Origin of the sequence: Candidatus Tisiphia endosymbiont of Nedyus quadrimaculatus, assembly GCF_964059235.1 — a bacterium.
Classification (GTDB): Bacteria; Pseudomonadota; Alphaproteobacteria; order Rickettsiales; family Rickettsiaceae; genus Tisiphia.
On record NZ_OZ060452.1, the window covers coordinates 795,858 to 821,682 of the forward strand.

21 protein-coding genes and 1 tRNA gene are annotated in these 25,825 nt (G+C 32.8%); 14 read left to right on the forward strand and 8 right to left on the reverse strand.

Annotated elements, in window-relative coordinates:
• Positions 1–46 precede the first annotated feature (46 nt).
• From AB3211_RS03800 to AB3211_RS03810, 3 genes are all read left to right on the forward strand, one after another.
• Positions 47–1,096 (forward strand): hypothetical protein, encoded by a 1,050-nt coding sequence (locus AB3211_RS03800; RefSeq protein WP_367364754.1) that lies wholly within the window; start codon positions 47–49, stop codon positions 1,094–1,096.
• A gap of 132 nt (positions 1,097–1,228) precedes the next feature.
• The gene (locus AB3211_RS03805) at positions 1,229–3,472 is read left to right on the forward strand and encodes a tetratricopeptide repeat protein (protein WP_367364755.1); all 2,244 of its coding nucleotides are present in this window, start codon (positions 1,229–1,231) and stop codon (positions 3,470–3,472) included.
• 483 nt (positions 3,473–3,955) lie between these two features.
• The gene (locus AB3211_RS03810; protein WP_367364756.1) at positions 3,956–4,423 is read left to right on the forward strand and encodes a carboxymuconolactone decarboxylase family protein; all 468 of its coding nucleotides are present in this window, start codon (positions 3,956–3,958) and stop codon (positions 4,421–4,423) included.
• Between the two features lie 83 nt (positions 4,424–4,506).
• On the opposite strand, the gene AB3211_RS03815 is transcribed toward AB3211_RS03810, so the two are convergent.
• The 6 genes from AB3211_RS03815 to AB3211_RS03840 form a co-directional block, all read right to left on the reverse strand.
• On the reverse strand, positions 4,507–5,730 hold the full coding sequence (locus AB3211_RS03815) for an IS256 family transposase (RefSeq protein WP_367364757.1): 1,224 nt from the start codon (positions 5,728–5,730) through the stop codon (positions 4,507–4,509).
• A 106-nt stretch (positions 5,731–5,836) separates the two neighbouring features.
• The gene (gene hisS, locus AB3211_RS03820; RefSeq protein WP_367364758.1) at positions 5,837–7,090 is read right to left on the reverse strand and encodes a histidine--tRNA ligase; all 1,254 of its coding nucleotides are present in this window, start codon (positions 7,088–7,090) and stop codon (positions 5,837–5,839) included.
• Between the two features lie 5 nt (positions 7,091–7,095).
• Entirely contained in the window at positions 7,096–8,490 is a 1,395-nt protein-coding gene (locus tag AB3211_RS03825) for an amino acid permease (RefSeq protein WP_367364759.1), read from the reverse strand.
• A 551-nt stretch (positions 8,491–9,041) separates the two neighbouring features.
• Positions 9,042–10,139, reverse strand: coding sequence for a tRNA 2-thiouridine(34) synthase MnmA (mnmA, locus tag AB3211_RS03830; RefSeq protein ID WP_367364760.1), 1,098 nt, complete (start codon positions 10,137–10,139; stop codon positions 9,042–9,044).
• A 356-nt stretch (positions 10,140–10,495) separates the two neighbouring features.
• Positions 10,496–12,226 (reverse strand): ABC transporter permease, encoded by a 1,731-nt coding sequence (locus AB3211_RS03835; protein WP_367364761.1) that lies wholly within the window; start codon positions 12,224–12,226, stop codon positions 10,496–10,498.
• 213 nt (positions 12,227–12,439) lie between these two features.
• Positions 12,440–13,576: a penicillin-binding protein activator gene (locus AB3211_RS03840; protein ID WP_410521616.1), complete on the reverse strand. Its 1,137-nt coding sequence runs from the start codon at positions 13,574–13,576 to the stop codon at positions 12,440–12,442.
• Positions 13,577–13,738: 162 nt separating this feature from the next.
• Here AB3211_RS03840 and rsmI point away from each other — a divergent pair, with 162 nt between their 5' ends.
• The 3 genes from rsmI to AB3211_RS03855 all read left to right on the forward strand — a co-directional run bounded on the left by rsmI (position 13,739) and on the right by AB3211_RS03855 (position 15,486).
• Positions 13,739–14,590, forward strand: coding sequence for a 16S rRNA (cytidine(1402)-2'-O)-methyltransferase (rsmI, locus tag AB3211_RS03845; RefSeq protein ID WP_341758720.1), 852 nt, complete (start codon positions 13,739–13,741; stop codon positions 14,588–14,590).
• A gap of 327 nt (positions 14,591–14,917) precedes the next feature.
• Complete coding sequence (locus AB3211_RS03850; protein WP_367364763.1) at positions 14,918–15,196, forward strand: CopG family ribbon-helix-helix protein; 279 nt, start codon at positions 14,918–14,920, stop codon at positions 15,194–15,196.
• Positions 15,196–15,486: a type II toxin-antitoxin system RelE/ParE family toxin gene (locus AB3211_RS03855; protein ID WP_367364764.1), complete on the forward strand. Its 291-nt coding sequence runs from the start codon at positions 15,196–15,198 to the stop codon at positions 15,484–15,486. Before AB3211_RS03850 ends, AB3211_RS03855 begins: the two co-directional genes overlap by 1 nt.
• Before the next feature lie 258 nt (positions 15,487–15,744).
• Here the strand turns inward: AB3211_RS03855 and AB3211_RS03860 are convergent, their stop codons facing one another.
• Positions 15,745–16,443, reverse strand: coding sequence for a M15 family metallopeptidase (locus AB3211_RS03860; RefSeq protein WP_367364765.1), 699 nt, complete (start codon positions 16,441–16,443; stop codon positions 15,745–15,747).
• A 290-nt stretch (positions 16,444–16,733) separates the two neighbouring features.
• On the opposite strand from AB3211_RS03860, the gene AB3211_RS03865 reads away from it, so the two are divergent.
• The 8 genes from AB3211_RS03865 (at position 16,734) to AB3211_RS03900 (ending at position 23,559) form a co-directional block, all read left to right on the forward strand.
• A complete protein-coding gene (locus AB3211_RS03865; protein ID WP_367364766.1) occupies positions 16,734–17,990 on the forward strand; it encodes an MFS transporter in 1,257 nt (418 codons plus the stop codon).
• Positions 17,983–18,618, forward strand: coding sequence for an epoxyqueuosine reductase QueH (locus AB3211_RS03870; RefSeq protein ID WP_367364767.1), 636 nt, complete (start codon positions 17,983–17,985; stop codon positions 18,616–18,618). Before AB3211_RS03865 ends, AB3211_RS03870 begins: the two co-directional genes overlap by 8 nt.
• A 140-nt stretch (positions 18,619–18,758) precedes the next feature.
• Entirely contained in the window at positions 18,759–19,694 is a 936-nt protein-coding gene (locus AB3211_RS03875; RefSeq protein WP_367364768.1) for a TAXI family TRAP transporter solute-binding subunit, read from the forward strand.
• A gap of 30 nt (positions 19,695–19,724) precedes the next feature.
• On the forward strand, positions 19,725–20,153 hold the full coding sequence (locus AB3211_RS03880; protein ID WP_341758711.1) for a universal stress protein: 429 nt from the start codon (positions 19,725–19,727) through the stop codon (positions 20,151–20,153).
• A gap of 65 nt (positions 20,154–20,218) precedes the next feature.
• A complete protein-coding gene (gene dapE / locus AB3211_RS03885) occupies positions 20,219–21,373 on the forward strand; it encodes a succinyl-diaminopimelate desuccinylase (RefSeq protein ID WP_367364815.1) in 1,155 nt (384 codons plus the stop codon).
• A 47-nt stretch (positions 21,374–21,420) separates the two neighbouring features.
• Positions 21,421–21,505 (forward strand) — tRNA-Leu (locus AB3211_RS03890).
• Positions 21,506–21,598: 93 nt separating this feature from the next.
• Positions 21,599–22,930, forward strand: coding sequence for a trigger factor (gene tig / locus AB3211_RS03895; protein WP_367364769.1), 1,332 nt, complete (start codon positions 21,599–21,601; stop codon positions 22,928–22,930).
• A 230-nt stretch (positions 22,931–23,160) separates the two neighbouring features.
• A complete protein-coding gene (locus AB3211_RS03900) occupies positions 23,161–23,559 on the forward strand; it encodes a DUF2660 domain-containing protein (protein ID WP_341754210.1) in 399 nt (132 codons plus the stop codon).
• Between the two features lie 552 nt (positions 23,560–24,111).
• Here the strand turns inward: AB3211_RS03900 and AB3211_RS03905 are convergent.
• On the reverse strand, positions 24,112–25,326 hold the full coding sequence (locus tag AB3211_RS03905) for a DEAD/DEAH box helicase (RefSeq protein WP_367364770.1): 1,215 nt from the start codon (positions 25,324–25,326) through the stop codon (positions 24,112–24,114).
• Between the last annotated feature and the right edge of the window lie 499 nt (positions 25,327–25,825).

Below are 25,825 nucleotides of genomic sequence, written 5' to 3' on the forward strand. Positions count from 1 at the left end.
ACTTTATTATCTAGGGATATAGAGATAGCTCTAAATTCAAACTTATTTGACAAAACCTTTTTCTTGCTTAAAAAATAATATTATCAATAACAACGAAATATTACACCCAAATGTTTCGTTGAATCTTATTTTATCTGATAGATATTCTATATATATTAATAATTCTTACAACACGTTGATTTTTGATTTGCAAGCTTTCAACGAAATAATTACGAAAATATTTCCAAGTTACCTTCTTTATAAGATGTATCTTAATGCTAATAATATTAATAATTATAACTATTTAGTATCCAACCATTATAAGATCAATAATCAAGTAAGTATTATAGTAAAATTAGGGATTAATCCTCTCTCTGATTATTATTTTAGCAATATTAAGAAACTATACAAATGTTTATTAGTAAATGTAATAGCTGCTTTTGTTACGTGTAGTGTAATTTTATACATAAATTTGCAAGTGAAGCATAATATTACAAGGATAGAACAATTAGATGATAATTTATTTGATACAAATAATGATACAAATAAGATGAACAATGCCTTACTTTTATATAAAGAAGCTAGTAAAAACTTAAACACTTTTTTTATAAAAAAAGCAACTGAGGAATATATAAAACAACAATTAAAATATGATCCTGAGCAAGAAATAGAATTAGATAAGATATATCCCAGTAATTATTTATTTCCAATCTGCTTTACTAAGCATGCCCAAGCAGAGATTGATACAAAAGCACTAATTAATTATTTAAAAAAATATTTCGCTGAATATTTTTTATATACAGCAATAAAATATGAGTGTAATATAGATAAATTAATAGTAGATTGTGGACAACATGTTTTCTATCAGATAATTTTCAGTCTACTTTACAATTTAATAAATTTTATGAAGGATCAAAGTAAAATACCTAAGTCCTTATGTATAACATTTACTACCCATAAATTAACTATTTTCTATGATGGATTTTTATTAACAGAACAAATAATGGTAAATTTATCAAATAGTATGATTGTAGAAACTATTGATCCGTTTTTACTGAATTGTAGTAAAATATTTCAATCTTTAAAGGAACATGGGTTAAACTACGCAATAATATAATGAAAACAAAAGAAATATAATAGAGATTGAGTTACGCAAAACTATAACTGCTAACAAAGAAAAAGCTAAGGTAATAAGTTTGAAAAAATATAAACATATAAAATAGTAAATTGTTTACACTTGGAGGAAAAGATGAAAAAATCTCTATTAATAATTATGGTATTAATTATGTCTTATATATCAGTTGTTCAAGCGGCAATATCTAATCTTGTTATACCAGTTAGTTATTTTGTTGACCATGTTAAACAATTAACTTTAGTTAAAAACAATTTAATTAAATATAGGCAGACAAGTCTCGTTGGCATTAGTGGCATGGGCAAGACTCAACTTGCAAGAATGTATGCTTATGAGAATAAAAATAATTATGAGCTTATTTGGTTTATTGATTGTAACTTAAATATTAATGAAGAGTTTTTAAAGCTAGCAAAGTCAATTAATGAAGAGGCTAAGACTAACTTAATATCAGAAGATGTAGAATCAGCAAAGAGAGAAGTATTGTCTTACTTATCTAGTAAAGATAAATGGTTGTTAGTATTTGATAATTTAAAGATCAAAGAAAATCAAAAAGTTCAAGAGTTCATTAATTGGGAGCATAATGGTCATGTTATCTTTGCTTCCCAAGATAGTGAGTTATTACATAATACAATCAAAATGACGGCATTTGAAAAAAATGATGCTATAATACTTGCTAATAATATTTTAGAAAAAGACGATCCTAAACTAGTAGGGTTTTTAGTTCAAGAATTTGTTGGTTATCCTATACTTATAGCACAAGGTGCACAATTATTAAACCAAGCACTAGGTTTAAATCAAGAAGAGTATAAAAAGAAGATACAGAATTCTACCGATAAAATTAAACTAAACATTACTCTAGCAATTAATGAATTAAAACCAAATACTAAAAGACTACTGAATAAGATAGCCTTGATTAATAACCAAGGCTTTTCCAAGGACTTACTAAGGATTATTACTGATAATAAAAATACCATTGATGATGATATTTATCAATTATCTAAATTTGCTTTGATAGCTAACATTGACCCAAATGAAACTAATCCTATTTTTGAAATGCATGATGTTGTTGCTAATAAAATAATGGAACTAAATGGAAATAAGAATAATAGAGCTTTTTTAGAAGATGTTATTACTAAATTGGTTAATTATATTCCAAAGGATGTAATAAAAGGACGTGTTTTTAGGAATTCTAGGACTATCCAAGACAATTTTGAAATAATTGAAAAAAATTCCATCAATTATAATATTGCTATATATAAATTGATGGAGTTAAATACCCAATTAATAATTCAATATATGAACTCTTATGATTACTATAATGTAGAAAAAAAAATTGACTGGTTTAATAAAAATGATCAACAAGGAAATTTTAAATTATGGTTAATGAATAATGATGAGAAAGCCATGTATGCAGCTTATCTAGAATTAATAGGTATCTATTACAGAGGTAAGGTTAATTATAATACTGCGATTGAATATTACACCAAAGCAAAAGAAATCTTTGACAAAGTAAAAGGTTATGAAGCTTATAAATGTAATGTAGTATATTTCTTAGCTAAAGCCTATATTTCACTAGGAAGAACTCAAAAAGCAGAGGAAAATATTCAAGTAGTAGAAAATATGTTTAATAAGGAGTTGGTAAATAGTCCAGATATAGTAAATTTGTATTATGCCAAAACAAGTTTATTTTTTATGCAAGGAAAATATAAAGAAGCACTAGAGCAAGTTAATAATACTATAAAAAAACATATTGAAGGTGGAGTACAAGCTAATGATATATATCTTGTAGGACCTTATATGTCAAGATCTGAAATACTAAACTCCTTAGGTAAATATAATGAAGCCTATGAACAATCACAGCAATTATATGATATGCATAAGTCAGTAAAGAAAGAAGATCATGAAGTATTTGGTCGAATCTTTACCCAAATGTCAAGAGCTGAACTTGGGTTAGGAAATGCTAACAAAGCTCTAGAACGTGCTCAAAAAGCTACAACCATATTCATTAATGATCCAAGCAGACCTAATAAAAACCTTACCACCTCACCAGATATAGATTTAGCTAAGGCGTTTGTTGCTGAAGGGGATACATTAGCAGCTCTTGGTCAAAACGAGAAAGCAGTTCAGTCTTATTTAACAGCAGAGATGTTATATTGGAATAATTATAAAGATAATATGAAAAATGTCGATGAAGTAAGTCTGATGTACTTAGCAGCAGCAAAAGCTACTTGTCATTTAGCAGAAAAAGCTTGGTATATTAAATTTCATGATCAGCATATTAGCAAATTTGGTGCAGATCATCCTAGAAGTGTTGAGATACTAAAGATGGATTCGATATGTTATCCTGAATCTCAACGATGAGTTATTTTTGTTTCAGTATCCATTTAATAAATTTCTTATCAACGCAAGTTGCCAATTAATTGCTAAGCACAAAGCTGAATTTCATCAAGCCTTTGAAGGTAACTTATAGCATTAAAAGGCTCAAATTTAGCTATATTTTAAAATATAGCTAATTATAACGAACATTTTAACTACGACTCCTACTTGTAAACCGCTTTAAATAATGGTTTACCTGTATAATTAATTGGCAACTCGCGTTAAAAATATAAATACTCATACTACACTGCTCTAGTTGCTTACCAAAATATACGGAAAAGAGAAATTAACGGTTTGTGTAATGTGGCTCATAACTCGATGTTATGGTTTAAAAATGTTGATAAATTTAAAGATTTAAGCCCTAGTAAATTTGTTAGATATTTACTTAATAGACGACATGGTTCAGAGATTCCCATTGCTCAATGCAGCGATAATAATTTTCTAAATAACTAATTTAAAGGAAAAAAAATGAATTATGCCGAAATCTCTAAACACACAATTTTATGCATATATAAAGCTTATGAAAGTCTTAATGAGTCTCCAATTGACAAAGGACTCAGAGCCTTAATTGAACTAAGAGTATCGCAAATAAATGGCTGCTTTTATTGTTGCAATTTACATCTTATCGATGCTAGAAAGAATAATGTTTCCCAAGAGAAACTAGATTTATTACCAATTTGGTTTTCTAGTAAAGAGGCTTTTAGTGAAAAAGAAGTTATAGCTCTCAGGTGGTGTGAAGCCATAACGCGTGGCTCTTTCGAAAAGGTTGACGAAATGAAAGATGAACTATTACAGCGTTTTTCTGAGAGGGAAATTGTGGATATTACGAGCTGTATTTCAATTATGAACGCCTTAAATAGAATAGCTATAACTGTAAATTGTAATCAGCTATTGCCCCCCTATTGTAATAAACTATTGCCCCCCCTAACCACATAAAAAAATTAGTTAATTTTGGTTAAAATTCAGATAGAATTTTCGGCTCTGTCCAAAAAACTGTGTAAATTCGAAAAAATAGGTCATTAAATTTTGTTAAGCCTATCCTCAAATTTAATCATCAAATGAGCCATAGCTTCATTCCAGTTTGGAATGGGCATAGTCCATTTTTTGGTCATATAGTCAATTGTCAAATATAAACTTTTAAAAACAGCATTATCATTAGGAAAAACCCGCTTATTATTTGTTACTTTACGCAATTGACTATTGACAGATTCAACTGAATTAGTTGTATAAATTACCTTTCTAATTGACTCAGGATACCCTAGAAAAATCATTAGATTGTCCCAATTATTATACCATGATTTGGCAATTTGTGGATATTGTTTATTCCATTTTTCTTCAAAAGATACTAAAGCTAAATGGGCTTGTTCTTCCGTTACTGCAGTATATATCGGCTTTAAATCGCTAGACAGTTGCTTCCTATCTTTATACGACACATATTTTAAACTATTTCTAATCTGATGTACAATACACAATTGATGTTCTGTTTTTGGATAAACTGCTTCTATTGCCTCAGACATACCAGTAAGATTATCGCTACAGGCAATCAGTATATCTTTTAGCCCTCTATTTTTCATTTCGGTAAAATTACCGAGCCAAAATTTTGCCCCTTCATTTTCACTGATCCATAATCCCAATATATCTTTTTTACCAGATAAATCAATTCCTAATGCAACATATACTGCCTTATTGATTATCCTTTTATCTTGCCTGACTTTTACTACTAAACAATCAAAAAATACTATCGGATATATCTCTTCTAATGGTCGACTCTGCCAAGCTTTAACCTCATCCATTACATCATCAGTAATTTGGCTGATTAAGCCTTCACTTATTTCAACACTGTATAACTCCTGTAACTGAATCTTAATATCAGATATACTCATGTCTTTAGCATATAATGATAGTACTTTATCGTCAAAACCATCAAAACGTTTCTGGCGTTTTGGTAGTATTGCGGGTTCAAAGGTATTATGCCTATCCCTTGGTACTTCTATTTCTACAGCTCCATGTTCGGAGATCAGTTTTTTGCTAGTTATACCATTACGAGCATTATCATTATCTGCACGACTGTATTTATCATAGCCTAGATGATTATTCATTTCTGACTGCAGTGCCTTCTCTATTAAACGTTTGGTCAATTCTTTTAATAAACCTCCTTCTTTCAGTATTGTACTTACATCTGTATCATTATCTATTAATAAATCTACTGCTTGCTTTATTGATTCATTAGTTTTTTTATTCATGTAATTTCCTTTTTTGTTATACTTTTATATATAACCTATTTCGAAATTTACACAGTTTTTTGGACAGAGCCCTACCATCTGCTCGTACAAATTTGCTCATATATAATTATAATTTGTTTACATTAACTAATAATTCCATAATTTGTTCAAATTGCAATAGATATTCTTGTTGTTTATCAAGATCTTTTAATTTTAAATTATTGCTCATTTGTTCATTATCGCCAACAAAAATAGCATATTTAGCCTTTTGTAGGTTAGCTCGTACCATTCTTTTAGCTATTTTGCCGTTAGTATCTAAGGTAACAGGAATATTTTTTTGACGCAATTGATTTGTTAAAATTAAGCAATATTCTAAATTATTGTCGCTGATGGGAAAGACAAATACTGGTCTTGGTTTAGATATGTGGTACTCTCTCATTAGGCTAAGGCGTTCAATTCCAGCAGCAAAGCCAATGGCTTTTACTTCAGGACCTCCCATAAGTTTGCTCAGCCCATCATAGCGGCCACCAGCAAGAACTGTCGATTGACTACCAAGTTTGCTAGTAGTAAACTCAAAAGCTGTATGACAATAATAGTCAAGTCCCCTTACTAATCTTGGATTAATGATATATTTTACATTGAGTAAATCTAAGTATTTTAGTAAATTGTCAAAATATTTTGCAGCATCACTGCTATAATATTGGGACATGAGGGGGCTATTGACAACTATTTTTTTATCGTTCTCATCTTTTGAATCTAATATACGCATTGGATTCTTGATAAGCCGCTTTTGGCTATCTTCTGATAATTCTGACTTATAATCATTGAAATATTCTACCAACTTTTGTTGGTAAACAGCACGAGTTGCAGTACAACCCAGTGAGTTTATTTCTAAAGTTGTATCTTGATCTATTTCTAAAGTCCGAAGAATATCTAATGCAAGCTTGATTGTTTCAGCATCGGTGCTAGGTCCTTCTCCACCAATATACTCAAAATTTATTTGATGGAACTGCCTTTGTCTTCCAGCTTGTGGTCGGTCATAACGAAACACTGGGCCGCTTGAGAAAAATTTAATAGGTAATGTTTGTTGCAGATTATTAGATATAAAAGCCCTGATAATGCCAGCCGTAAATTCCGGTCTAAGAGAGATATGATTACCGCTTTTATCAAGAAAACTATATATTTCCTTACTTATTACATCAGAAGTTTCTCCAAGTGTACGATCAAAGACTTTAGTATATTCAATGATAGGTGTACTTATGGCTTGATAACCATAAAGCTCACCTATATGTTTGGCTGTGTTTATTATGTAATCGTGAATTAGATAATCCTCAGGTAGTAGGTCTTTCGTACCACGTAAAGATTGTAATTTATCACTCATACAAATTAAACCTCTCGTTTTATAAAAAATGATCTAATGACATACAGAATAAACATTGCTACAAACCAGTATATTAGTGCTTTCCCCGCAGTCATTAAATTAAACTCACCATCAACTATTTGTATAACTAGTAAGTATAGACAAGCTACTAAAACAAATGGGATAATGATAAATGCAGCAGGACATTTAAACGGTCTTGTTGCACCCGGCATTTTTATTCTAAACAACATAACTATTATAGCAACTGCCATGTAATCTACTAGAGCTCCCATAGATGATAGCTGAATAAGAATTGCAGTTGGACAAAATCCCCCTAATAATGCAGCAAGTGCAGAGAATATTAAAATAGTAATATACGGACTATCATATTTAGGATGAAGTTTTGCAAAACTTTTTGGCAGTAACCCGTCTCGGGCAATTGCATAAAAGATACGAGACGTACCATAAATATTCATCATTAGTACTGTAGTCATACCAGCGACAGCACCAGTAGCAACAATTGCCGAACCAACATTACTGCTATTCAGACTAAGTGCATAAGCAAGTGGTTGATCATTATTAAGTTGATCAAAAGGTGCTATACCAGTGGCCAAACCAGCTATTATAACATATACTATTGTTGAAATTACTAATGACCCAATAATGCCAATCATTAAATCACGGTTGGGGTTTTTACATTCTTCAGCTGTAGCGGCTATCGTACCAAAACCTGTCATAGCAATAAATAGGATAGATGCACCAACTAGCATATTATTAAAGCCGAAAGGTAAAAAATTCTGCCAATTTGTAGCATTAAAATGTGGAGCAGCTGATACAATAAAAGCAAAGATAGCTGCCATTTTTATAAATACCAATATAGCATTTAGTCTTTTACTATCTTTTGTTCCTAAATATAAAATAAAAGAGATAAATACTACAATAAGAAAAGCTGGTAAATTTATCATCCCACCATTCGCGGGTACAGCAGTTAAAGCCTTAGGTAAATATATTCCGCCTGCTGACAATATTGCCTGAACATATCCGGACCAACCGGCTGCAACAACACCAGCAGCAAAACCAAGTTCTAATACAATGACGCTACCAATTAACCAAGCAAATATTTCCCCAAAAGCTACATAAGAGTAAGTATACACACTACCAGAAGTAGGTAACATTGTGGCAAGCTCTGTATATGCAAGGGCAACGAAGATGCATGTTACACCGGCAATAGCATATGATAGCATGACGGCAGGACCGGAATATGTGGCAGCGACTATACCGGTTATTACAAATACACCTGTGCCTATTATAGCACCAAGTCCTAATAATATTAGATCAAATGCTCCTAAAGTTTTACTAAGGCCACTAGTATTACCTAGCTCTTTTATTGATTCAAAACTTTTTTTTGTTAAAAAGCTCATTAATTCCTCCGATTTTAATAGTAGAAAACCCTAGAAGGGTGTATCAATCTAATACTACAGTTGTAGTATCGTATCACTAGACTATCAGTAGTGAAAACTATGTCATCCCTGCGTAGACAGGGGTCTAAGAAAGTCTAAATAGCTTAAAAGGACACTTTCTTAGATCCCTGCCTTCGCAGGGATGACAACATTGTTTGTATCACTAGACTATCAGTAGTAAAAACGATGTTACCCCTGCGTAGGCAGCGGTCTAAAAAAGTATAAATAGCTTAAAAGGACACTTTCTTATATCCCGCTACCTTCGCAGGGATGACAACATTGTTCGTATCACTAGACTATCAGTAGTAGAAACGATGTCACCCCTGCGTAGGCAGGGGTCTAAAAATAACCTGCAAAGGCTATTAGATATTATAGATTCCCGCCATTGCTGAGAATGACATACTAGTGATTCACGCGGGCAATGCCTCATAGGGATGACAACATTGTGAATAACTACAACTATAGTGCTAAGATTACTTATTTTATAAAAATAGACTTTTTTGAAATTGGATTTATACAATCTCTCTAGTAATCCATCCCCCCCCAAGGACTCGATCATTATCATATATGACACAAGCTTGACCAGGAGTTACAGATTTTTCTGCAGACATTAACTTTACTCTAATTTCTGTATGACTTATTTTACTAATCTTGGCAAAGGTAGCAGGTCGAGTCGAACGAATCTTAACTTTTACATCAATTTCTTCTTGCTCGGTCATTTTTTTACCAAGCCAATTAACATCTTTAATAGTAAATTCGGTTGAATCTAATGCTGAATCTGGACCAACATATATAATTTTTGTAGTAGGATCAATTCTTACTACATAAAGTGGTGTTTGAAAGGCTATGCCAAGCCCACGACGTTGACCTACAGTATAATTTATTATACCATTATGTGTGCCAAGTTCAAAGCCATCTACATGAATTATTTTACCTTGCTCATTAGCATTGTTTCGTATACCACTAATTACTTTCCTATAGTCACCATCCGGTACAAAACAAATATCTTGACTATCAGGTTTATCGGCAACGCTTAGATTAAATTTACTAGCAAAATCTCTTGTTTGCTCTTTGCTCAATCCGCCCAAAGGAAAAGATAGATAATTTAGTTGTTCCAAAGTAGTTGCAAACAAAAAATAACTTTGGTCTTTTCCAGCATCAATACCAGTATGTAATTCTGCCCCACCTATACCTTCGATTTTTCGAACGTAATGACCAGTAGCAAGACAGTCAGCCCCTAAATCTTTTGCTACTTTTAGCAGATCTTTAAATTTAACTGACTGATTGCATTTTATGCAGGGCAGGGGCGTTTCGCCTTTAATATAACTATCAGCAAAGTCATCAATTACTGATTCTTTAAATTTAGACTCATAGTCTAAGATATAATGCGGAATGTTCAATTTATCTGCTACCATTCTTGCATCGTAAATGTCCTGTCCAGCACAACAGGCATTTTTTTTCTTGGTAGCTATACCGTGATCATATAATTGTAAAGTTATACCAATGACTTTATGACCTTGTTCATGGAGCATAGCAGCCACTACTGAGCTATCAACCCCACCAGACATTGCAACTACTATCGTAGATGGATTGTTTATTCTATTATTCATTGTATTGCTAGCCTAGCTAACCTGAATTCGATGTAACTTGTTACATCGAATTCAGGGATACATATAGAAACAATCAGGTTTGAAGCGGTTCTTCACCTGATTGTTAAATATTAATTTGCTAATAATCTTATTTTTATACAATATAAAAATAAGATTATTAGCGGTAATAGATTAAAATGCATTCGTAGAACCGCTTCAAGAATGCATTTTTCCTTATAACAAGCCAATTCGATATAAGAATTAACAATTCTTATATCGAATTGAGGTTAGCTAAACGAAACATTATATTATAATAACTTTACAGTTAAATGCAATAGGCTTTTTTGAGAATTTTCGGATATTCTAGATTCATAGAATTATAGCTGAAATCTTTTAATAGAATACTCATTTAACGGTTGCCAAAATAAACGATTAAGCAATACTACAAATAGAGCCATAATGCCCATACCTAAGACTATTTTATTAAAGTCAGCCTTTATTGTCATTTCAGCTATATAACTTCCAATACCGCTTGCTGCTATTTTCTGATCACCAAAATTAATAATTTCTGCCACGATACTAGCATTCCATGACCCACCTGATGCAGTTATTGCTCCTGTTATAAAATATGGGGTAATTGCCGGTAACATTACTTTGAACCACCAATTCCAACCACTGACTCTAAAAATTTTTGTGGCATCTTTAAGATCATTGGGAATAGTAGATGCTCCTACTATAACATTAAATAATATATACCATTGAGCTCCCATAATCATCAGAGGACTAAGCCAAATATTAGGGTTTAAATCGTAACGAGTAATAATTATAAAGACAATTGGAAATAATAAGTTTGCTGGAAAAGCTGCAAAAAATTGTGCTAGTGGTTGTACAATAGCTGTTACTCTAGGATTTAGTCCAACATATATACCAATCGGTACCCATATAATTGCTGCAAGAATAATAAGTACTACCACACGTAACATAGTAATTGATGCTAAAACAAATACATTCAATAGCTCAGACCAACCAATATCGTAATGCAAAAAATGATATATGTAATAGGCTGAAAAACATGCTATGCCGCCCAGCATAGTATACCATAAATAATCGCTCCACGAAGGATTATTGGAAAAATTATTTGACGAACTTGAATTTATTTCGTTATAACGATTAAGTATGGGGAGATAAAGTATAAGTTTTGCAATATAAGCAATAGGGGAGAATAATTTTTGAATAATCAAACTTCTTTGAAATAAATTTAATGCCCAAGAATGTGGTGCATTGTTACCTGCATTCATTTCATAACGAAATCTATCAGACCATGCCACTAGAGGTCTAAGTAGCAATTGATCATATGATATAATCACCAGTGACATTGACATAATTGCTAAGCTAATTGCATAAAGATTTTTCTGCATAATTGCTAAAGCAATATATGATCCTATTCCAGGCAAGATTATATGGGTATTGCCAACTGTGATAACCTCTGAAGCTACTACGAAAAACCACCCACTAGATATTGATACTACAATATTCCACACTAATCCTGGCACTGCATATGGAACGCTGACCTGCCAAAATTGCCTCCATTTTGACATTCTAAAAATATATGCTGCATCATGCAATTCTTGTGGGATATTCTTAAGCGAATAATAAAAACTAAATGTCATGTTCCAAACTTGCGATGTAAAAATGGCAAATATCGCTGCACATTCAGCTCCCATAATACTTGACGGGAAAAGAGCTAAAAAAACTGTAACTGTAAAAGAAATATATCCAAGAATAGGAAGAGATTGAAGAATGTCTAGTAACGGAATTAATATTTGTTCACATTTCTTGCTTTTAACAGCTAGGCTGGCATAAATAAAAGTAAAAATTAATGAGACAATTACCGCAATTAGCATCCTCAAAAGTGTTCTAAGAGAATACTGAAAAAGATTACTATACTCTAGAGTTACTGGTTGCTGCTCTAATACATCTATTGGTGCTGCCATCTGCTTTAAACCCCAGGCAATAAAGATAAGGATGCTAGCGATTATCAAAAATGTTAATAAATTGAAGATAAAATTGGAATGAGTTTTTTTTGAATATTTTATAGAATGTATCATTAATTTAACCTTAACTTAAGCAGCTTCTACCATCATTCCTGTGAAAGTATATGTCACCCCTGCAAAAGCAGGGGTCTAAAATTATATAACATACCTTCTATGCTATTTTTTAGACCCCTGCCTACGTAGGGGTGACATCCAAAGGTGCAGGGATGACATCGGAGCTATTAAACCGATGTCTTACATCAATACTTGAGGTTAACTATATCTAAATCAGAATTTGTTATCACTTTTTGCCATAGTACTATACAGACCATCTTCTTTCTTAATTATATCATACTCTCTTTGAGCTATTGAATCGATGAAGTAGACATTACCTGATATACCAGTATACGGGGTTTTACCATTAATAGCTGCTAAAAATCGTTCTTCGGTAAAGTTAGTACCCATATATTTTGATGTTATCCTTCCTAGATCATAAGCTACAGCATGCATGAAAGACAAATGATTAATACCTATATTCTTAGCCCTTTCTATTATATTACTATTGACAATATTCAATGAACCGGTGAAGATAATACTTACTGGTTCAGAACGATCGATATCAATTCTGTTATCACCTATTATAACTGCTTTCTTATCTAAATTATGCTTATGAATACTATCAAAAAGCAAATCTAAATTTTTACTATCATCTGACAGAAAAATTACAGGTTTAGTTGCCGTATCCTCCATTTCATTTAAATTATCAACACTATTTGAGACAGTTAAAACCGCCTTTTCTATTGATTCCGGTATATTAGCATAAAATTCACTCCGCACTAAGGTAGAATTTTTTTGAATTAGTATATTTTGGATAAGTTGGTTTATAGTTTGTGCATGGTTACCTGAAGGTAAAAGTGCAATGAAATTGTTATAACCATTATCGGCAAAGTAATTAATTATTTTTGTGAGCTGCTTTGACGGAGCATGACCAAATACAAAAAGTTTTTTGTCTGCCAATACAGGATTATTAGACATGGTAATGACAATAATACCATGTGCTTTAGCTTTATTGGCAATTAGAGAAGTAAGATTTGAATATAATGGTCCGAGTATAATTTTTGTTTTACGTAGCAGTATTTTATCCATTGCAGCAAGTACCTGCTTTTCATTAGAACCATCATAAGAGGTAACATGAACATAAGTTTTTAAGCCATCTTCTAGACCCATTTTAATTAATTGGTTGTATTGCTTACCTAATGTAGAATGTTCTCCTGTTAGGGGCATTAAAATAGCCACTTCTAGAGTTTCCTGAGCAACTTCTTTTGGTCTAAGAACAACAACCTCCTTATTAGATTGGCAAGAAAATAAAGAAACAAGACATATAAATGATAAGGTGACCTTTAAAAATTTTTGTGCATAACTCAATCTAGAGGGTGATTTTGTCGTCGAAACTCGTCTTCGTTCCTCACGTACATTTAAGTACGCTCTAGTACTTGGCTTCGTTTTTCCTAAAAATCTCGAAAGCTTCTTTGACTTATGCAGGAAGTCTTTTATATTGCTCATAATGCTTACTTATAGGATTAAATTATGATCTTCAAACCAGGACTATACATTGTCTCAACACCTATTGGTAACCTAGATGATATAACACTCCGGGCTTTAGAAACGTTAAAAAATTCCACAATTATACTGTGTGAGGATACTAGAATATCAAGAAAATTACTAGCAAAACATAATATAAAGACTAAGTTACAAGTATATAATGATCATAGTGATTATCAAGAAAGAGAATTTATCCGCACATTAATTGATAATGGAGCAATAGTTAGTCTAATATCTGATGCTGGAACACCGTTAATTGCTGATCCTGGTTATAAACTAGTAAGAGCTTTAAGGAAACTTAATTATCACATAGATGTAGTGCCGGGCGTTTCGGCATTAACTACCTCTATAACCATTTCTGGATTACCATCAGATCGCTTTCTATTTGCTGGATTCTTACCAAAAACTACTGAAGGTAAAAAGAAGATTTTTACAGAATTATCTAATATAAAAGCAACTTTGATTTTTTTTGAAACTGCTAGCAGAATAGAACAATCGCTACATACAGCTTTTACTGTTTTTGGTAATAGGGAGGTATGTGTAGCACGAGAACTTACTAAATTTTATCAAGAAGTAAAGTTTGGGTTAATAGAAGATGTGATAAATTTCTATAACTCGAACATTATCAAGGGGGAAATAGTGCTGCTAATTTCCGGTACTTCTGAACCTCATAAAGCTCTTCTTGCAGATGACTTAAAAAAATTTATAGATTTATACTTATCTAAAGGATGGAGTGCAAAAAGTGTCACAGATATAGCTAATGAAAATTTTGGAAGAAGCTACAGCAAAAAAGAAATATATTCTATAGTTAATAAAATCAAGAACTCAAGTGATTAATATACTTCTCCTACTTCGAAAGTTGCAAACACAAAATAAGTAGTGTATAGTATTACTTATAAATACTTCACGGAAGTTCGATGTAACTTGTTATAGCTAACGCGAAAAGGTTTAAGGCATAGTAATGGTGATAGAATTGATGTCATTCCCGCTTCGGTGCGGAATCTAAAAAAATAGCCTAAAAGACTATGAGATATTATAGATCCCTGCCTACGCAGGGACATCGCTTCTAACTAAGCTAAGATTAACATATACCTAAAACCTTTTCGGGTTAGCTATACATCGAATTCAGGTTACTTTTACTTAATACTATAAAGGAGACAGAGTATGAAAAGAGCTGAGGATAATACTGTAGTAAGCGTGAAACTTGCACCGCAAATTAAGAAGAGGTTGCAAGTGCTTGGTAAAATTAAGCAACGTTCAGCACACTGGCTGATGAAGGAAGCAATTACTAATTATCTCAAATCAGAGGAACATGAAGAGCAATTAAAACAAGAGACGATACAGCGTTGGCAAGAAGCAAGAGAAGGTAAATTTTTAGGAAATGACAAAATAACTGAGTGGCTTGATAGATGGGGAAGTGATAAAGAAGAGGAAAGACCTTAATGGAAAGATTAGTATGGTTGGAATCAGCAATTGTAGATTTGGTACGACTGAGAAAATTCATTGATAAAAATAATCCTAATGCTGCAAAGAGAGCAGCAGAAACAATAAAGAAAGCAGTTATCAAACTTATAGAATTTCCTTTGACAGGTAAACCGGTGACTAATCTAATAGATTATAGGGATTTATTTATTCGATTTGGCTTATCAGGTTATATACTACGATATCGAATATATAATGATACCATCTACGTAGTCCATATTAGACATGATAAGGAAATAGAATTTAAATGATTTGAGTATAACCTCAAATATTGATATAATAAATTAATAGTAGGCTCAAGTAATCATCGCCATTAGGGGTGATATCACCACCATTGTGTCATCCCAGCGAAAGCTGGGATCTAGAAAAATAAACCGAGAGAATTTGTTAAAATTTTTTAGACCCCGCTACCTTCGCAGGGGTGACATCCGAAGGGGTAGGGATGACACTCTAGGCTATTAAACCGATGTCTTACATCAATACTTGAGGTTATACTTAATGCAAGAAGTTTATTCAACATCAAAATCAAAATACTGATCCTTATAAGGTTCGTCTTGTAAGGTATAATGCCACCACTCAACCGAATATTCCTTAAAATTATGTTTTTTCATTTTCTCACGTAGATAATTACGATTTTGTAAGTAAAGTTCATCAATTAGTTTAGTATCATGGGAGGATACTAGATCCATAAGATCTACAGAGCTATACATGTCAACCGTATTATCATCAAAATAAGGGATTAGACGACCATCTTTTAGAGGTCTTTTTATCATTTTAGGGTGTGGATTTAATTGTTTTTCAAGTTCGATAATAGTTAAATCTACAGTACTTCCACGGCTATGAGGTGATCGTTTAGCAACATAACCTAATTGAAAAATTTCAGCCTTATTAATGTATGGATAATAGGAGTCTTTCATTTTTTGATCAGCAATATCTTCTCCCCAGCTAACGAAATATTGTACAGCTTTATTAGGTCTATAAGCATCATAAATTACCAAAGAGTAGTTATCATTTTTTATATCTTGCTGAAGATTTTTTAAGGCAGTAGCTGCTTCTTTAGTTAGCACAGCTCTATTAGCTTTATAGCCATCGATCCGCTTTCCTACAAAATTTCTAGTATCATAATACATCATCTGTTGAATTATAGTAGAATCTATTTGATCCAAATACACAAAACCTTCCGGTAAATTGACTGTTTCATTCAACATAATAACCTTCTAATTAAAATTATATTTTTAAACCGGACACTAGTGTGCGAAAGCAGGAATCTATAATATCTAATAGCCTTTGCAGGCTATTTTTTGGATTCTCGCTTACGCGGGAATGACATAATGGCGGCAGGGGTGATATCACCCCTAATGGCGATGATTACTTGAGCCTACTATTATTACATCGATATTTGAGATTATATCAAATAATTGTAGATTAAATTATTGCCAATGTAAAATAATAATTTATTATGCCTTTTTCTGCACTCATTAATAATGTAAAGTATCTGATGAAGAAAGTTGTAATATCCGGAATGATTGGTAATGGTTTAGAGTGGTATGATTATGCTTTATATGCACAATTTGCTTCTATAATTGGTAAGCATTTTTTTCCAGACTCGACAATGCGTGAGACACTCACATTGGCTGTATTTGCTGCTGGTTTTATTGTGAGACCACTTGGCGGTATAGTCCTTGGTAATATAGGTGATAGATTTGGCAGACGTAATGCCCTAGTGATAGGCATTACAACTATGGCAGTACCAACAGCTGCTATTGGATTACTACCAAGCTATGACACTATTGGAATAGCTGCACCAATAATTTTAACTTTTATTAGGTTATTACAGGGTTTTGCTCTTGGTGGAGAATTTAGTGGGTGTATTTCTTATATTGTCGAGCATGCTGAAGCGCAGCAGCGTGGTCTTGCTGGTAGTAGCTCTTTTGTTAGCATGTGTGGGGGTATGTTACTTGGTCTTGCTACTGCAGCTGGGTTTTCATATTTTATGGAACAAGAATCTCTAATAGAATGGGGGTGGAGAATACCCTTCATTGTTGGGTTATTTATCGGTGCTATAGGTTTGTACATCAGAAGCAATTTATCAGAAAGTCCTATTTATAAAAGAGCCAAAGAAAATGGTTGCTTATCTAGATTCCCTATTCGTGAAATTTTTTCAAAATATCGGCTTGAGTTAATTATAGCAATTGGTCTTTATGTTACAGTTACAGCACCATTTTATACGGCGACGGTTTTTATCGGTAACTTCATGACGATACTAGGTTATAGTCAAAGTCAGAGTTCCATTGTTGGTAGTGTAATTTTGATTACAATGATGATTATATTCCCCATTTCTGCGACAATTTCTGATAAAATAGGTCGGCGTCCTGTTCTAATTACTGGGATACTACTAATTATATTATTATCTTACCCGATATTATTAGGACTTGGGTCGATGAACTTTGTGATTGCTGTCGTGTCTCAGATAGTGTTTGCCGCAATAATTGCTATTTATATGGGACCAATTCCTACTGTCTTAGTGGAAATATTTCCAACTAGTGTTCGTTTTACTGGTGTGGCTCTTTCTTACAACTTAGCTGCTGCCATATTTGGCGGGTCAGCACCAGTAGTTGGCATGATGTTAACTACCTATACTGGTGATAAATATGCAATATCTTATTATCTGATTGCCCTTGCGGTAGTATCGTATGTTATTTTAAGATTTTATAAAGAAACTTACAGAAAAAATTTAGCAGATAATTATGAATGAAATTCTAGAAGTACCAAATGGTGAAAGTAAAGTGCTACTACACTCATGCTGTGCTCCATGTTCAGGAGAGCTGATGGAAAAAATGTTAATATCCGGTATTAATTTAACTATTTTTTTCTATAACCCTAATATTCATCCTAAAAAAGAGTATGAAATTCGTAAAAATGAAAATATCCGTTTTGCTGAGAAAATGGGTATCAGTTTCATTGACGCAGATTATGACGTGCAGAATTGGTTTGCGAGAAGTAAAGGTATGGAATATGAACCAGAAAGAGGTAAACGTTGTTCTATGTGTTTTGATATGCGTTTTGAACGGACAGCTCTTTATGCCTATGAGAATGATTTTAAAGTTATTACCAGTTCTCTTGGTCTTTCCCGCTGGAAAGATATGGATCAAATTAATGAATCAGGGATCAAGGCTGCTTCTCATTACGATGGAATAACTTACTGGACTTATAATTGGCGTAAAAATGGAGGTAGCAGTAGAATGTACGAAATAGCTAAACGTGAAAATTTTTATAAGCAAGAATATTGTGGCTGCATCTACTCACTTAGGGACACCAATAATTGGCGTAAGTTAAATAACCGTAGTGAAATTGAAATTGGAGAAGAATATTATAAGGAATAAGGATTTTTTTTACACATGAATTGTAACAATTATCTTGATTATCAATAATAGTAAAGGTACTTTGGATAGGGAAAATGATTTATTAAATTTTAAGTCTTTAAGTATTAGTGGTCAATTATTTTTAGTGTATAGTGTTATTTATGAATAATTTCAGAATTTTATTGGTAGTTTTTTTCCTGTTTTTTACTAGTAATTGTGTTTTTGCTTCGCAAAAAACAGTAAAAATTGGGTCTGGTTCTATTTTGAAGGGTTATTACTCTATCGGATTGGATTTGTGTAAAACCTTTACTTTAGCTGATAAAAGTGTAAATTGCGAAGTAGTACCTACCAGTGGAGGTGTTGAAAATTTAGCTTTGCTAAAAGAAGGTAAGATAGATTTAGCTTTAGTTCAATCTAATGTAGCACTTGAGGCTTTTGAAGGTACTGGATATTACTCTAATACAGAAAAAATGCAAGAAATGCGTCAGGTACTTAATCTATATGATGAGTTTTTTACTGTTGTTGTAAAAAATCGGGATGAGATAAAGACTTTTTCAGATATTGAGGGTAAGAGAATATCAAATGGCTTGTCATTCTCTAGTAATACTATTACCTATAATGCTATAAGGAAGTTATATAATTTTACTAAAGAACCAATAGATGTTGATGAAATTAATTATGAAGAGTCAATAAAAGAATTTTGTAGCGGTAAAATTGATGTGATAATGATGACGGTAGGTCATCCTAATGCCCTGGTGGGATTTACTGCTAATAGCTGTAAAGTTGATTTTGTGCCTATTGAAGATAATAAAATTGCACAATTAATTGCCACTAATAAAGCTTTTCATAAGGCATTACTGGATAAAAGATTATATCCTGGGATTACTCTCGATCAGAATACAGTAGCAGTAACAGCAATTTTAGTTACTAATAGCAATATGGATGCTAAACTATTGGATAAATTTATCGGAATGTTTCACAAAAACGTAAAACATTTTAAACATTCTAATTATATGTTATATAATATAGATATTAAGCATTTTGCTGATACTAATAATTTTGTTTTGCCAAAACATTCAGTAGTAAGAAATAGATAATAATATAAATGCACCGGAGTAGTGTTAATTGTGTTTAAAAATATAATAATACCAATAGATTTGTCGGATAAACAATCAGTTAAGGTGATATTACCAAAGGCTTTAAGTTTTGCTACTATCTTTAGTGCCAAATTACATTTTCTTTATATCATCTCGGATTTTGGTATGAAAATGGTTGAGGATTATTTGCCTAAAAGTTGGGCAAAAGATCAAAAAGAAAAATATCGGGTACAAGTAACAGAATTAATTAGACAATATGTGCCGGAGGAGATCGAAGTTGAATTGCATATTGGTCGAGGGGCAGTCTATGATGAAATAATACAATATGCCAATGAAGTGAAAGCTGACTTAATCATTATTTCAGCAGTCAGACCACAGCTTAGAGACTATATGTTAGGCCCTAATGCGTCCAAGATTGTGCGGCACTCGGGTATGTCTGTTTTGGTTGTCAGAGAATAAAACATTGGCTAGATATGAGAGAGGAATTTTTAGAAAAAGCTATAAGCTGATGACTATTGGAGGTTATCTTGATAAAATTTCTTGAAGACTTAATTAGTTTTCAATCAGTAACTCCTGAGAGTGGCGGTTGTATTGAATATATTAATGATTTATTAGAAAAAAATGGTTTTAAGACTGAAATCAAAATATTTGGAGAGGATAATTATAAAGTAACCAATCTTTATGCTGTTTATGGTAATGCAAGACCTAATATTTGTTTTGCTGGACATGTTGATGTCGTGCCAACAGGTGATAAGGCATTATGGCTTAACGACCCTTTTATAGCAACTACCGTAGGTGATAAGATTTATGGTAGGGGAGTTGTTGACATGAAGGGAGCGATAGCATGTTTCCTAGCTGCTAGCTTAGATTTTATTAAGTTAAATCTAACTCCGCATGGTTCAATTAGTTTTCTAATTACTAGCGATGAGGAAGGAAACGCCAAATATGGCACTGTGGAAATGTTAAAATATTTGCATAGGGATAGTAATAATTTGATCGATCTTGCTATTGTAGGTGAACCAACAAATGAGCATCAAATAGGCGATACCATAAAAATTGGTCGGCGAGGAAGTATTAACTTTAACTTAGTTCTATATGGTACAATGGGACATGTGGCATATCCATTACAAGCCAATAATCCGATTACTCCTTTAGTTCAGATACTCAATGAGTTGGTTAATTATCGACTGGATGAAGGAAGTGAATTTTTTCAACAGTCGAATCTAGAAGTTACGTCTATTGATGTAGGTAATGATGTGACTAATGTAATTCCTTCAAAAATTACAACAAAGTTTAATATTCGTTTTAATGATCTTCATTCACCATCGAGCATAACAGATTTGATAGATCAGATAATTAACAATTATTGTACTAAATACAATGTTAAATATGAGTTAAAGAATGTAACTTCAGCAGCTTGTTTTATCCAAAAACCAGTAGGGCTAATTGCCGATTTTGTTCGGGTAGTATCTAATACAACAGGACTATATACAAAATTATCTACTAGTGGTGGTACTTCTGATGCGAGGTTTATCCAAAATTATTGTCCTGTTGTGGAATTTGGTTTACAATCTAATACAGCTCATAAAATTAATGAATACACAGAAATTAACGATTTACAAAGGCTGTATCATGTGTATTATAATTCTCTGATAAAATTCCTAACTGAACCTACTTAATTAAGTTGTTAAAACAATCTATGTTAAGTAGTCAGGGGTACAGCTATGCGGGTGTGACGAAATTGGGAGACGTACTAGATTTAGGTTCTAGCGCCGCAAGGCTTGGGGGTTCAAGTCCCTCCATCCGCACCACAAAATAATAATACAAAAACTGGAGAGCTTGATTTAATTTAGTAGCTCTTCAAGTTTTTGTAAGGTTTTAATATTGCTAATGAGTTTTTTAGTATGCAAGTCACAGAACTTAAAAATGAAGGTCTAGATTTTGAAGTTAAAGTAGTCCTTCCTTCTTCTAAAATTGCCAATGAAGTACAAAAAGAATTAGATAGTTTAGCAAAAAAAGTTAAGCTTGATGGATTTCGTGTTGGTAAAGTGCCAATCAGCATTGTTAATAAAAAATATAAGCAATCTGTTAGGTCTGATGTGGTAAACCATGAAATTAATCATGCAGTACAGCATGTTATTAAAGATCATAAACTAAAAACAGTAGGTGATCCACAGTTAGAAAATTTACGTAATGAAGAGAATGAGGATATAGAATTTACTCTAAAATTTGAGCTATTACCTGATATTGAATTGCCAGATTTTAAAAAAATGAAAATTACTCATCCAAAGTTAGTAATTAAAGAAGATGATGTTAATAAGCAAATAGATAAGCTTGCATCTATATCAAAAATTTATAATAAAGAAAGTAAAGGGAAAGTAAAAAAGGGGCAGGAAGTTACTATTGATGCGATTGGTTATGTCAATAATGAGGCTTTTGAAGGTGGTAAGGTTACAGATTATAAACTAGTAATTGGTAGTGGAGCTTTTATTGAGGGCTTTGAAGATCAGCTTATTGGAACTAAGACTGGAGATGAGGTAGAAGTCAACGTTAAGTTTCCTGAAGATTATCATATGGAGCAAGTCGCAGGTCAACCGGCTAAGTTTATTGTACAAGTAAAGGCAGCACATTCTGCTGATGAGGTAGTTGTTGATGATGAGTTTGCTAAGAAATTTAATTGTGAAACACTAGAAGAGTTACGTGATAATATTTCTAAAAGCATAGAAAATGAATATAGTGAGTCTATACGCACTTTAATGAAAATGAGCTTATTTGATCAATTAGAAAAGCTATTAACGTTTAATGTTCCTAAATCTTTAATAGACCAAGAGATAAGTATTCTGAAATCTCAAACGGAGAGAAATAGTGATTCAGATTCGATATTTAAAGATAAATCAGAAGCAGAAATTAGTGAGTATTATAATAAGCTAGTCTTACGTCGTGTTAGAATAGGTCTAATGTTATCCGAATATATGAAAATTAAGAATTTACATATCGAGCAGAAAGATCTTGTAAGTGCTATTATGGCTCAAGCAAGGAAGTTTCCAGGTCAAGAAACAGTAATATTTGATTTTTATAAAAAAAATCCTAATGCTCTTGAACATTTAAAGGGTCCGTTATTAGAAGAAAAAACAGTACAACATATTTTTGACAATGAAGTGATCTTAGAGGAAAAAAATTATACGAAAGAAAAGCTTGAAGAATTTTTAGCACAAGAAGAAGATCGTGTGGTATAGAGCATAGTACCCTATATTTTTTGTGTAATCGCACCTACAGACACTGCAATCGTCATTGCGAGGAGCTGCGACAGCAGCGACGTGGCAATCTTTATGCAGTATACGCCTCACTTTACTAGATCGCCACGGCATCTAAAGATGCCTCGCGATGACGATTATACAAAAAATGGTACTATGGGTATAGAGTCAAGTAGCAGGGCATTATCAGTAAGATATATTTGGAGGGTTTTATGCAAAATACTAATTTGATAATCGCTGTAGCAGGTCTATTTTTAGTGTTTGTTACATTCTTTATTTATAAAAAGAGCAAGAAAACACCGGTTAGAACGCTTGTCGATGATCCTAATAATGCAGAACCATTTAATAAAGAAAATAATAAAAAGAACCTCTCTCTCAAGGATAGAGTTGAGCTATCTTGGAAGTTTTTATATGAAATTACAGAATTAATTATTAGTAAATTCTCTAAAAAGGATGTAGAGTTAGTAAATAAACTTGGTCATATCCTACTAGATAATGGAATGAGATACGAGCATGTAGTAGATCTTGGTATCAAACAACAGGCTATATCAAGGGTTGCAAGCATTGAACAACAAGCACATTCCCAATCTCAGAAAACTTTGGGTAAATAAGTATACTCGTAAATGAAGAGTCATAGTACCCTACATTTTTCTATAATCGTCATCGCGAGGCATCTTTAGATGCCGTGGCGATCTAGGTAAACAGCGAAGCTGTTTTTTTAGAGTAACGCTTCGCGTATCCTAGATTGCCGCGTCGCCGCTTTCAGCGACTCCTCGCTAATAGACGATCAGCAGCCATTTTAATAGTGGTTATATAAAAAATGTAGGGTGCTATGATGAAGAGTATACTACCTGATTATTCAATAATAATGCTACTAATCACCTTATCTCAAAACGATGTCATTCGAGCTACGGCGGGGATATCAAAAACCTTTAAGTCTAAGGTGTTTTTGTATTTTTAGATTCCTCTACCTACGCGGGAATGACAGCTCTGTGCAGTAACTACAATTGTATATACTCGATGAAAATCAAGAATTGCGTTGTCGTCTTCAGGGATCTTCGGTGCTCACGTACTAAATGTACGCTCCGCTCCTCGACCCTTCGACTCCTAGCACTTCATAATTTTGATCTTCGTCTATCAACTCTTCATTTACGAGTAGTATATTAGAATGCTTTATTATTTCTAGCAGAGCCAGCATAAGGTTTCCTATCATTATTATTACGAGGAAAATAACTTTTTTTGCCATTATGGCCATTAAATGGTTTTCTGCGATTCTTACTTTCCCTCATATCTTCTCTTGAAGTAGTTTCGCCTTGATTTATTAGGCGATCAATAGCTTTCCATCTAATATTATCTTCTGGCGAAATGAATGATAATGCACAACCTGAAAGACCGGCTCTACCAGTTCTACCTATTCTATGCAAATAATCTTCTGGAGCCATTGGTAAGTCATAATTGATAACATGCTGTGTATGAGGTATATCTAAGCCACGAGCTGCAACATCTGTTGCCACCATGATCCTATGACGAGAAGAGCGAAATGATGAAATTACACGATCACGTCTACCTTGTGTTAAATCACCATGTATAGCTTCAGCTTTATGATCTTCAAATTTTAACATTTTTGCAAGCTGATCAGCACCACGCTTAGTTTTTACAAAAATAATTATAGAACCATCACGTTCATTTAATTGCTTTATAAGCTCAGGAAATTTCTCTTTATCAGAAACACGCAAAGTTTCTTGTTTTATTTGAGATGCAGCCTTAGTAGTTGATCCAACAGTAATACGATGAGGATTAACCACGTATTTTTGCGATAATGCAATAATATGTTTTGGCATAGTAGCTGAAAACATTAAAACCTGGCGTTTTGCAGGTATATATTTATTTATCTCTTCTAATTGTTCTTTCATACCCATATCAAGCATTCTGTCCATTTCATCAAGTACTACCAATTGAACAGTATTTAATTTTAAAGTACCACGAAGTAAATGATCTATGATACGACCTGGTGTGCCAATTATAACTTTAGGATTTACTTTTAGTTGTGTAAATTGTTTATGCATTGGTTCACCGCCTATCAAAACCGCACTGGGAAGTTTTATTTGAGTAGTTACCTTAGTTAAAGTATCACGCACTTGAGTAGCTAATTCCCGAGTTGGAACAAGTACCAAAGACATTGATTTAGTCTGTATAAAAGAATTGATTATTGGTAGCAAATAGGCAAGGGTCTTACCCGAGCCAGTTTGACTAGAAGCTAGAACATCACTACCTTGCATAGCAACCGGTATGGCCTCTCTTTGAATTTCCGTTGGAGAGGTTATGTTCATGCGTTCAAGTGATATAATCACTTCATTTGGTAAATTAAAACTTTTCATTATATAAGTCCAATATTATTTATCTTAAATTAAAAATGCTCAAATGCTTTGAGTATCACCCCAGCAAAAGCAATAGGTGTTCGTTTTAAGTCGGTTGTCATCTAAAACTAAACCATGCGTCATCCTGAATTTATTTCAGTATCTAGAAAATCAAGTAGCTAGCCTCAACTATCGATGTAACAAGTTACATTGTTAAGCATCAACTGCGAACAATGTCACCCCTGCTTTCGCAGGGGTGACATCCGAAGGTGCAAGGACACTCTAGGCTATTAAACCGATGTCTTACATCAAATTCAGGTTAGTCAAAGCATTTGAGTAAACATATATTCTATATTTTAAAAGAATAAGCTTATGATTAAGTTCTTACGTTATAACGTGAGTTGTCAATTAATTGTGTAGTAAAAAACTGTTGTATTATAATGCAACAAAATATACTCACATGATCCAACAAAATTATAACTTTAACTTACAGTGAAACACTGAATTACAAAAAATAATC